This window comes from Paeniglutamicibacter sp. (assembly GCF_046714615.1).
Classification (GTDB): Bacteria; Actinomycetota; Actinomycetes; order Actinomycetales; family Micrococcaceae; genus Paeniglutamicibacter.
In genome coordinates this window covers 1-9,640 of record NZ_JBKKAP010000004.1, presented here as the reverse complement: position 1 = coordinate 9,640, position 9,640 = coordinate 1, and the positions used below count along the sequence as shown (strand labels likewise).

The following is a 9,640-nucleotide window of genomic DNA, read 5'->3' as shown; positions in this document are numbered from 1 at the left end:
GCATCGGCACCCCGGCGCTGGCGACCCGCGGCTTCTCCGAGGCCGCGTTCGTGGAGGTCGCCGACATCATCGCAGAGACCCTCATCGCGGGCACCCGGGAGGGGAACGAGGCGACGCTCGCGGCCCTGAAGGACCGCGTGCATGCCCTGGCCAACGCCCACCCGCTGTACCCGAACCTCGCCCCGATTGGAGCATAAGACCATGGCCGACATCCTCCCCGAGCACCCCGAATTCCTCTGGCGCAACCCTGAGCCCAAGTCCTCCTACGACGCCGTGATCGTCGGCGGCGGCGGGCACGGCCTGGCCACCGCCTACTACCTGGCCAAGAACCACGGCATGACAAACATCGCCGTCCTGGAGCGCGGCTGGCTTGCCGGCGGCAACATGGCCCGCAACACCACCATCATCCGATCCAACTACCTGTGGGATGAATCCGCGGGAATCTACGAAAAGTCCCTCAAGCTCTGGGAGCAGCTGCCCGAGGAACTGGAATACGACTTCCTCTTCTCCCAGCGCGGCGTCATGAACCTCGCCCATACCCTGGGCGACGTGCGCGAATCGATGCGCCGGGTCGGCGCCAACCAGCTCAACGGCGTCGACGCCGAATGGATCACCCCCGAGCAGGTCAAGGAGCTGTGCCCGATCATCAACATCGGGGACGACATCCGCTACCCCGTCATGGGCGCCACCTACCAGCCACGTGCGGGCATCGCCAAGCACGACCACGTCGCCTGGGCCTTCGCCCGCAAGTGCGACGAGATGGGCGTGGACATCATCCAGAACTGCGAAGTCACCGGCTTCATCAAGGACGGCAACCGGGTCACCGGCGTCAAGACCAGCCGCGGCACCATCAATGCAGGCAAGGTAGCCCTTTGCGGCGCCGGGCACTCCTCGGTGCTGGCCGAACAGGCAGGCTTCGAGCTGCCGATCCAGTCCCACCCGCTGCAGGCACTGGTCTCCGAGCTGCACGAGCCGGTCCACCCGACGGTCGTGATGTCCAACCACGTGCACGTCTACGTCTCGCAGGCACACAAGGGCGAACTGGTCATGGGCGCGGGCATCGACAGCTACAACGGCTACGGCCAGCGCGGCGCCTTCCACGTGATCGAGGAGCAGATGGCGGCCGCGGTCGAGCTCTTCCCGATCTTCGGCCGGGCGCATGTCTTGCGCACCTGGGGCGGCATCGTGGACACCACCATGGACGCCTCCCCGATCGTCTCCAAGACCCCGATCGACCAGCTCTACGTGAACTGCGGCTGGGGAACCGGCGGATTCAAGGGCACCCCGGGCGCCGGCTACACCTTCGCCCACACCATCGCCAACGACGAGGCGCACGAACTCAACGCCGGCTTCTCCATCGAACGCTTCGAGACCGGCCACCTCATCGACGAACACGGCGCCGCAGCCGTGGCCCACTAGAAAGGGATCCACACAAAAATGATGCTCATCGAATGCCCCTGGTGTGGGCCCCGAAACGAGACCGAATACGGCTACGGCGGCGAGGCGCACGTGGCCTACCCCGCAGACCCTTCGACACTGAGTGACAACGAATGGGCCAAGTACCTGTTCTACCGGCAGAACCCCAAGGGGCTCTTCGCCGAACGCTGGGTGCACTCGAGCGGCTGCCGCCGCTGGTTCAACGCGGTGCGCGACACCGTGACCTATGAGTTCAAGGCCGTCTACAAGCCAGGCGAGCCGCAACCGATCAAGACCACCAACGCCCCGGCACAGGGAGGAACCAAGTGAGCACCACCTCTTCGCACCGACTCGGCGCGAAAGCAGCCGTCTCCGCCCGCATCGACCGCACCCGCGAGCTTTCCTTCACCGTGGACGGCAAGTCCTTCACCGGCTTTGCCGGGGACACCGTGGCCTCGGCCATGCTCGGAGCCGGAATCCGGGCGTGCGGCGACTCGCTGTACCTCAAGCGTCCACGCGGAATCGTCGCCTCCGGCGTCGAGGAATCCAACGCGCTGGTCAAGATCGGCGCCCGCTGGGCCGGGCACGTGAACGAATCGATGCTCCCGGCAACCACGGTGGAACTCACCGACGGAGTGGACGTGACCCTGCTGCAGGGCCTGGGCCAGCTGGACCCGCGCAGCGATGAGGCAATCTACGACCGCAAGCACGTGCACACCGACGTGCTCATCGTCGGCGCCGGCCCCGCCGGACTGGCGGCGGCCCGCGAGGCCGCCAAGTCCGGGGCGCGGGTCATCCTCATCGACGAACAGCCCGAGGCCGGCGGCTCGCTGCTCTCCGCCTCCACCGAAAGAATCGACGGCAAGAACGCCGCCGCATGGATCACCGAGACCCTCGAGGTCCTGGCGGGAGCCGCGGAGTTCACCTACCTCTCCCGCAGCACCGCGTTTGGCAGCTACGACGCCAACTACTTCGTTGCCGTCCAGCGCCGCACCGACCACCTGGCCGGCGAGCTGGGTGCCGGGGTCTCCCGCGAGCGCATCTGGCACATCCGTGCCAAGCAGGTGGTGCTTGCCACCGGCGCGCACGAACGCCCGCTGGTCTTTGAGAACAACGACCGACCGGGCATCATGATGGCCGCCGCCGCCCGCTCCTACCTGAACCGCTTCGGCGTACAGGTCGGCACGGACATCGTCGTCGCCACCACCAACGACTCGGCCTACGCCCTGGTCGAGGATCTCTTGGCCGCCGGCACCACCGTGGCAGCAGTGGTTGATGCCCGCATCGAACCATCGATCCGCGCCACCGAGATCTCGGCCCGCGGCGTGCGCGTCATCCCAGGCTCCGTCATCGCCGACACCGCGGCCGGAGCCGACGGCTCCCTGGCCTCTCTCACCATCAGTGGCATCGATGCAGACGGCGCGTTGGTCGGCGACACCGAGACCTTGAGCGCAGATGTCCTGGCCGTCTCCGGCGGCTGGAACCCCGTGGTGCACCTGCACTCGCAGCGCGAACGCCGGCTGGGCTGGAACGAGGCGATCTCCGCGTTTGTCCCGGCGCACCCGGTGGCCAACCAGCAGACGGCGGGGGCCATGAACGGTCGCTTCGAGCTGGCCTCCGCGCTGGCCGAGGGCGCCCGCGCCGGTGCCGACGCCGCCACCGCGGCAGGGTTCACCGCCACCGCCGCGGTGCCCAGCGCACCGGTGGAAACCCCGGGCGTTTCCCGCGCCCTGTGGCTGGTGCCCTCCCTTGCAGGCGAATCGGCGGACTACAAGAACCACTTCGTGGACTTCCAGCGCGACCAGACCGTTGCGGACGTGCTGCGCTCCACCGGCGCGGGCATGCGCTCGGTGGAGCACGTGAAGCGCTATACCTCCATTTCCACCGCGAACGACCAGGGCAAGACCTCCGGGGTCAACGCCATCGGCGTGATCGCTTCCGTCCTGGGCACCAACGACGTGGCGGGCATCGGCACCACCGCGTTCCGCGCCCCCTACACCCCGGTGGCCTTCGCGGCACTGGCGGGGCGCGAGCGCGGGGAGCTCTTCGACCCGGCCCGGCTGACCTCCATCCATCCGTGGCATGTTGCCCGCGGTGCGCTCTTCGAGGACGTCGGACAGTGGAAGCGCCCCTGGTACTACCCGCTGGCGGGCGAGGACATGGACACCGCGGTCTACCGCGAGTCCAAGGCAGTGCGCGACTCGGTGGGCTTCATGGACGCGAGCACCCTGGGCAAGATCGAGATCCGCGGCAAGGACGCCGGCGAATTCCTGAACCGCATGTACACCAACGCGTTCAAGAAGCTCAAGCCCGGACTGGCCCGCTACGGCCTGATGTGCAAGGCCGACGGCATGATCTTCGACGACGGGGTGACCCTGCGCCTGGACGAGGACCGCTTCTTCATGACCACCACCACCGGCGGCGCCGCAGGCGTGCTGGACTGGCTGGAGGAATGGCTGCAGACCGAATGGCCGGAGCTGGACGTCACGTGCACCTCGGTCACGGAGCAGGTTTCGACCGTCGCTGTCGTCGGGCCGAAGTCCCGCGCCGTGCTGGCCAAGCTGGCACCGGAGTTGGACCTGGACAACGAGTCCTTCCCGTTCATGGCCTTCAAGGAAACCACGCTGGCCTCCGGGATCGAGGCACGCGTCTGCCGCATCTCCTTCTCCGGCGAACTCGCCTACGAGATCAACGTGCCGTCCTGGTACGGCCTGAAGGTCTGGGAAGACGTGGCGGCGGCCGGGGAGGAATTCAACATCACTCCCTACGGCACCGAGACCATGCACGTGCTGCGCGCCGAGAAGGGCTTCATCATCGTCGGGCAGGACACCGACGGCACGGTGACCCCACAGGACGCCTCGATGGAATGGGTCGTCTCCAAGGTCAAGGACTTTGTGGGCAAGCGTTCCTTCGACCGTGTGGACAACCAGCGCGAGGACCGCAAGCAGCTGGTCACCGTGTTGCCGGCGGACAAGTCGTTCCGCCTGCCGGAGGGCACCCAGCTGGTGAACGCGGGAACCCCCATCACCCCGGAGATTGCACCGGTGAAGATGCAGGGCTTCGTCACCTCCAGCTACCACTCCCCGGCACTGGGACGCAGCTTCGCCATGGCGCTGATCTCCAACGGCCGTTCGCGCATCGGCGAGGAACTGCAGGCGTATGTCGATGGCAAGCTGGTCGACGTCGTAGTGGCCGAAACCGTACTTTTTGATTCCGAAGGGAGCCGTCGAGATGGCTGAGCAGGTTTTGACTGATATTTCCGTATTGCGCGCCAGTCCGTTGGCGCATCTGGTATCCGCACTCGAGCAGGGTTCGGTACAGGGAGATCGGGGCGTGAGCGTCCGCGAGATCGCCTTCACCACCCAGATCGGCCTGCGCGCCGAGCCGGGAACGCAGGCCCACGCGGCTTTGGCCGCGGCAACCGGCGTGGGCCTGCCCGCATCGGTGGGCCGGGTCGCCGGCAACGCTGACGGAACCGCGGTGCTCTGGAGCGGCCCGGACGAGTTCCTGTTGGTGGCCCCGGATGGCACCGAGCTTCTCGGTGACCTGGTGGACGCCTTGGGAGGGGCCCCGGGCCAGGTCGTAGACCTCTCGGCCAACCGGACCGTCATCGAGCTCTCGGGCCCCGGCGCCCGACTGGTGCTGGAGAAGGGCTGCCCGGCGGACCTGCACCCGCGCAGCTTCGGCGTGGGAACCGCGATCACCGCGGCGCTCGGCCCGGTGCCGGTGCTGCTGTGGAAGAGTGCCGAGGACACCTTCCGGTTGCTGCCGCGGGCGTCCTTCGCCGACTACACGGCACGCTGGCTGCTCGATGCAATGCGCGAGTTCGCTTCAGCTCCCGTCGACTAGGCGCACCACCACCACCGCACCAAGCAGTGGGCGGCCTCCCCCGAATTCCGGGGGGCCGCCCACTGGCAGGTGGCAACATGTCACAAACACTGACAACGCGCCGCCGAAATCGGTGCGGGCAGGTGCCATGCACCTAAAATGATTCAGCGGATACATAGTTATCCACCTTCTCGCGGCCAGCTGTGGCCCGCGCCCTTCACGGATTTGACGGAGTGCCGAACATGGATACCAAAACTGAAGTCGAACATGTCTTGACAGTCGCCTGCCCCGAGCGCCCGGGCATCGTCCACGCGGTGACAGGGTTCCTGCTGGCCCAGGGCCGCGACATCGTCGAGCTCAAGCATTTCGGGGACCGCCGCGCCGGGCAGTTCTTCATGCGCGTCGACGTTGCAGGGGCCGACGCCCCCGGACTGACCGAACGCATGCGCACGGAATTCGCACCCCTGGCCGACGAATACGGGATCACCTGGTCGCTTGCGCCCAAGGGCACCAAGAAGCGCGTGCTGATCATGGTCTCCAAGTTCGACCACTGCCTCAATGACCTGCTCCACCGCGCCCGCCTGGGCGAGCTGCCCATTGACGTGGTCGCCGTGGTTTCCAACCACACCGACCACCAGGGCCTGGCCGAATGGCACAACGTGCCCTTCTTCCACGTCCCCGTCACCGCTGAGACCAAGCCGGTCGCCGAGGCCAAGCTGCTCGAGCTCATTGACCAATTCGACGTGGAGCTCGTGGTGCTGGCCCGCTACATGCAGGTGCTCAGCGACGAGCTCAGCCGCAAGCTCACCGGCAAGACCATCAACATCCACCACTCCTTCCTGCCGTCCTTCAAGGGCGCCAAGCCGTACCACCAGGCCTGGGACCGCGGGGTCAAGACCGTGGGCGCCACCGCCCACTACGTGAACGCCGAACTCGACGAGGGACCGATCATCTCCCAGCAGGTCCAGGACGTCGACCACACCTACTCCCCCGCGGATCTGGTGGCGGCCGGCCGCGACACCGAATGCAAGGCGTTGTCCAACGCGGTGAAGTGGCATTGCGAGGGACGCGTGTTCCTCTACGACAACCGCACCGTGGTGCTGCGCTAACAACTGGCGCGCACAACAATCTTCACCGGTCTTCGGGCCGGCGGGATCCTTCTTGGGTTACCGCCGGCCCGAAGCCGTTTAAGGATTGGGACACGCGCGGAGGCGCGGAAGCGAATTCCGTGTGAATTGTTTCGCAGGTCGTTGACGTATACCCCTATGGGGTATACGTTGGGGGGCATGACCGAACACCAGCACCACGTGGCAACCGCGGTGGAACCAGAGACCCACGCGCATGGCGACGGACCGCATGCGCATCATTCGGAACACAATCACGCCGACATGGATCACGCCTCCCATGTAGACCACGGGCACGGAAACCACTCCGGCCACGGCGGGCATGGAAACCACGTCGCGGTCTTCAGGAACCTCTTTTGGGTCATGTTGGCCCTTTCGATCCCGGTCCTGGCTTTCAACTCCATGTTCACCATGCTCCTCGGCGCCACCTTGCCCGGGAGCGCCTGGATCCCGTGGGTCTCCCCCGTCCTTGGCACCGTGATGTACCTCTGGGGCGGGCGGCCGTTCCTGTCCGGGGCCGGGGACGAGCTCAGGGCCCGCAAGCCGGGCATGATGCTGCTCATCTCGCTGGGCATTACCGTGGCTTTCATTTCCTCCTGGGGCGCGAGCCTCGGCATCCTTGACCACTCACTGGACTTCTGGTGGGAGCTCGCCCTGCTGGTGGTCATCATGCTGCTCGGCCACTGGATCGAGATGCGCTCGCTGGCCCAGACCACCTCGGCACTGGATTCGCTGGCCGCACTGCTGCCCGACACCGCCGAACGCATTGCTGACGGCGAAATCCAACAGGTCTCCCCCGAAGCCCTGGAATTGGGCGATGTCGTGATCGTGCGTCCCGGCGGACGCGTCCCGGCAGACGGAGACATCACGGACGGCACCGCCGAAATGGACGAGTCGATGATCACCGGTGAATCCCGCACGGTGTCCCGCGGCCCCGGTGCACATGTGGTGGCGGGGACCGTCTCCACGGACACCGCCGTCCGCGTGAAGGTTACCGCGATCGGGGCGGACACCGCACTGGCGGGCATCCAGCGCCTGGTCTCGGACGCGCAGGCCTCCAGCTCGCGTGCCCAGCGCATCGCCGACACCGCCGCCGGCTGGCTGTTCTGGTTCGCCCTGGGCGCCGCCGTCATCACCGCCACTGTCTGGTCGTTGCTGGGCGATCCCGACGCCGCGGTCATCAGGACCATTACCGTACTGGTCATTGCCTGCCCGCACGCCCTGGGACTGGCCATCCCGCTGGTGGTATCCATCGCCACCGAACGCGCCGCCAAGGGCGGTGTGCTCATCAAGGACCGGCTGGCACTGGAGGGCATGCGCCAGGTCACCTCGGTGCTCTTCGACAAGACCGGAACCCTGACCGTCGGCGAACCCGTCGTCACCGAGATTGCAACGGTTCCCGGCCACTCCGAGGAGGCGGTCCTGGCCCTTGCCGCCGCCGCCGAATCCGACAGCGAGCACCCTCTGGCCAAGGCGATCATGCGGGCCGCTGCCAAACGCTCGCTGCCCCTCTCCCCCGCCACAGGCTTCCGCTCCTCGCCCGCCGAGGGCGTGAGGGCTTCCGTCGACGGGGCAACCATCGGGGTCGGCGGCCCGCACCTGCTGGCTGCCCATTCCCTTGATCCGCTGGCGGCCAGCAAAGCCTGGGAATCGCGCGGGGCGACCATCCTGCATGTGATTGCCGACGGCCGCGTTATCGGGGCACTTGCCCTGAGCGATGAGATCCGCCCCGAATCCCGCGCCGCCGTTGAAGCGCTCCACGCCCGGGGCATCGCGGTGGTCATGATCACCGGGGATGCCGAGGCAGTGGCCGAATCGGTGGGCAGGGAGCTGGGCATCGACAGGGTCTTTGCCGGGGTGCGCCCGGAGAACAAGGCCGCAAAGGTCGCCGGGCTCCAGGCCGAAGGGCAGAAGGTTGCCATGGTCGGCGACGGCGTCAACGACGCCCCGGCGCTGGCGCAGGCCGACGTCGGCATCGCCATCGGGGCAGGCACCGACGTGGCCATTGCCTCGGCCGGGGTCATCCTGGCCAGCGACGATCCGCGCTCCGTGCTCTCCATCCTGGAGCTCTCCCACGCCAGCTACCGCAAGATGAAGCAGAACCTGTGGTGGGCGGCCGGCTACAACCTGGTTTCGGTGCCGCTGGCCGCCGGGGTGCTTGCCGGGATCGGATTCGTCCTGCCAATGTCCGTCGGCGCGGTGCTGATGTCGATCTCCACCGTCGTGGTGGCACTGAACGCGCAGCTGCTTCGGCGCCTGGACCTGCGCCCCGGCGCACGCACGGAAGCGCACCACAAGTAAGGCATGCCCGGCCTGTGAAGATGGCGTCCACCCACACCGGGAGGGCGCTATCCCCCCTTCCAATAGCCCTTGACATTGACGTGGCGTCAAGATCTAGCGTTGGTCCCATGGAACGGTCGATTCAACAGGTTGCCAGGCTCGCGGGCACCACCAGCCGCACGCTGCGCCACTACGACGACATCGGTTTGCTGCCGCCCAGCCGCATCGGTCACAACGGGTACCGATACTACGACGAATCCGCGCTCATCCGCTTGCAACGGGTGCTCCTGTTGCGAGAACTGGGGCTCGGCCTCCCGCAGATCGCCGAGATCATCGCGGCCGAATCGGACGAGGCTTCGGCGTTGAAAACCCACCTGTCCCTGCTGCGGCAGGACCAGGAGCGGCTCGCACGGCAGATTTCCGCCGTCCAGCACACCATCGACTCACTGCAAGGAAGAGGGAAGCTCATGGCCGAGAACATGTTTGACGGGTTTGACCACACGGCGCACAAGGAGGAAGTGGAGCGGCGCTGGGGCAGGGAAGCCTACGCTAGTTCCGATTCCTGGTGGCGCTCACTGGGCCAGGCCGGACAGGAAGAGTGGAAGCTCCGGGCCAAGGACCTGGGCAGCGACTGGATCGCCGCAGCCCGGAACGAGGACATCGCCCCGGATTCCCGGGAGACGCAGAAGCTGGCACGTCGCCACGTCGAATGGCTGACCGGTATTCCGGGGACCCCTGCATCCGACCCGGAGGGTGACACCAAGGCCTACGTCCTGGGCCTGGCCGAGATGTATGTGTCGGACGAACGGTTCGCCGCCAACTACGGCGGAACCGAAGGTGCGTCCTTCGTTCGCGACGCCCTCAGGGTCCATGTCGGGACCATGCGCTAGACAGGCGGTGTCGCCTGCAGCTTTCGCGGCAAAAAGTTCGGGCCCGGGGCCCCCAGCGGTGCCAGCGGGGCGCGGCCCGGGGACCCGCGGGGTAGGGGAAGC

At 67.0% G+C, this 9,640-nt stretch carries 7 protein-coding genes and 1 pseudogene; all 8 read left to right on the top strand.

The features are described 5' to 3' along the window. Nucleotides 1-197: pseudogene (locus tag ACLQ7E_RS00340) on the top strand (serine hydroxymethyltransferase); the annotation flags it as partial. A gap of 4 nt (nt 198-201) precedes the next feature. After that, the gene (locus tag ACLQ7E_RS00335; RefSeq protein ID WP_149619475.1) at nt 202-1,419 is read left to right on the top strand and encodes a sarcosine oxidase subunit beta family protein; all 1,218 of its coding nucleotides are present in this window, start codon (nt 202-204) and stop codon (nt 1,417-1,419) included. 18 nt (nt 1,420-1,437) lie between these two features. Beyond that, nucleotides 1,438-1,746: a sarcosine oxidase subunit delta gene (locus ACLQ7E_RS00330; RefSeq protein WP_411730527.1), complete on the top strand. Its 309-nt coding sequence runs from the start codon at nt 1,438-1,440 to the stop codon at nt 1,744-1,746. Next, entirely contained in the window at nt 1,743-4,655 is a 2,913-nt protein-coding gene (locus ACLQ7E_RS00325; RefSeq protein WP_411730526.1) for a sarcosine oxidase subunit alpha family protein, read from the top strand. Before ACLQ7E_RS00330 ends, ACLQ7E_RS00325 begins: the two co-directional genes overlap by 4 nt. Further along, entirely contained in the window at nt 4,648-5,265 is a 618-nt protein-coding gene (locus tag ACLQ7E_RS00320) for a sarcosine oxidase subunit gamma (protein WP_411730525.1), read from the top strand. Before ACLQ7E_RS00325 ends, ACLQ7E_RS00320 begins: the two co-directional genes overlap by 8 nt. 221 nt (nt 5,266-5,486) lie before the next feature. Continuing rightward, nucleotides 5,487-6,353 carry a formyltetrahydrofolate deformylase gene (gene purU, locus ACLQ7E_RS00315; RefSeq protein WP_411730523.1) on the top strand — a complete coding sequence of 289 codons (867 nt, stop codon included), beginning with the start codon at nt 5,487-5,489 and terminating at the stop codon, nt 6,351-6,353. 177 nt (nt 6,354-6,530) lie between these two features. Next, complete coding sequence (locus ACLQ7E_RS00310; RefSeq protein ID WP_411730522.1) at nt 6,531-8,669, top strand: heavy metal translocating P-type ATPase; 2,139 nt, start codon at nt 6,531-6,533, stop codon at nt 8,667-8,669. Nucleotides 8,670-8,776: 107 nt separating this feature from the next. Further along, nucleotides 8,777-9,538, top strand: a complete 762-nt coding sequence (locus ACLQ7E_RS00305) for a MerR family transcriptional regulator (protein WP_411730521.1) — start codon at nt 8,777-8,779, stop codon at nt 9,536-9,538. Nucleotides 9,539-9,640 lie beyond the last annotated feature (102 nt).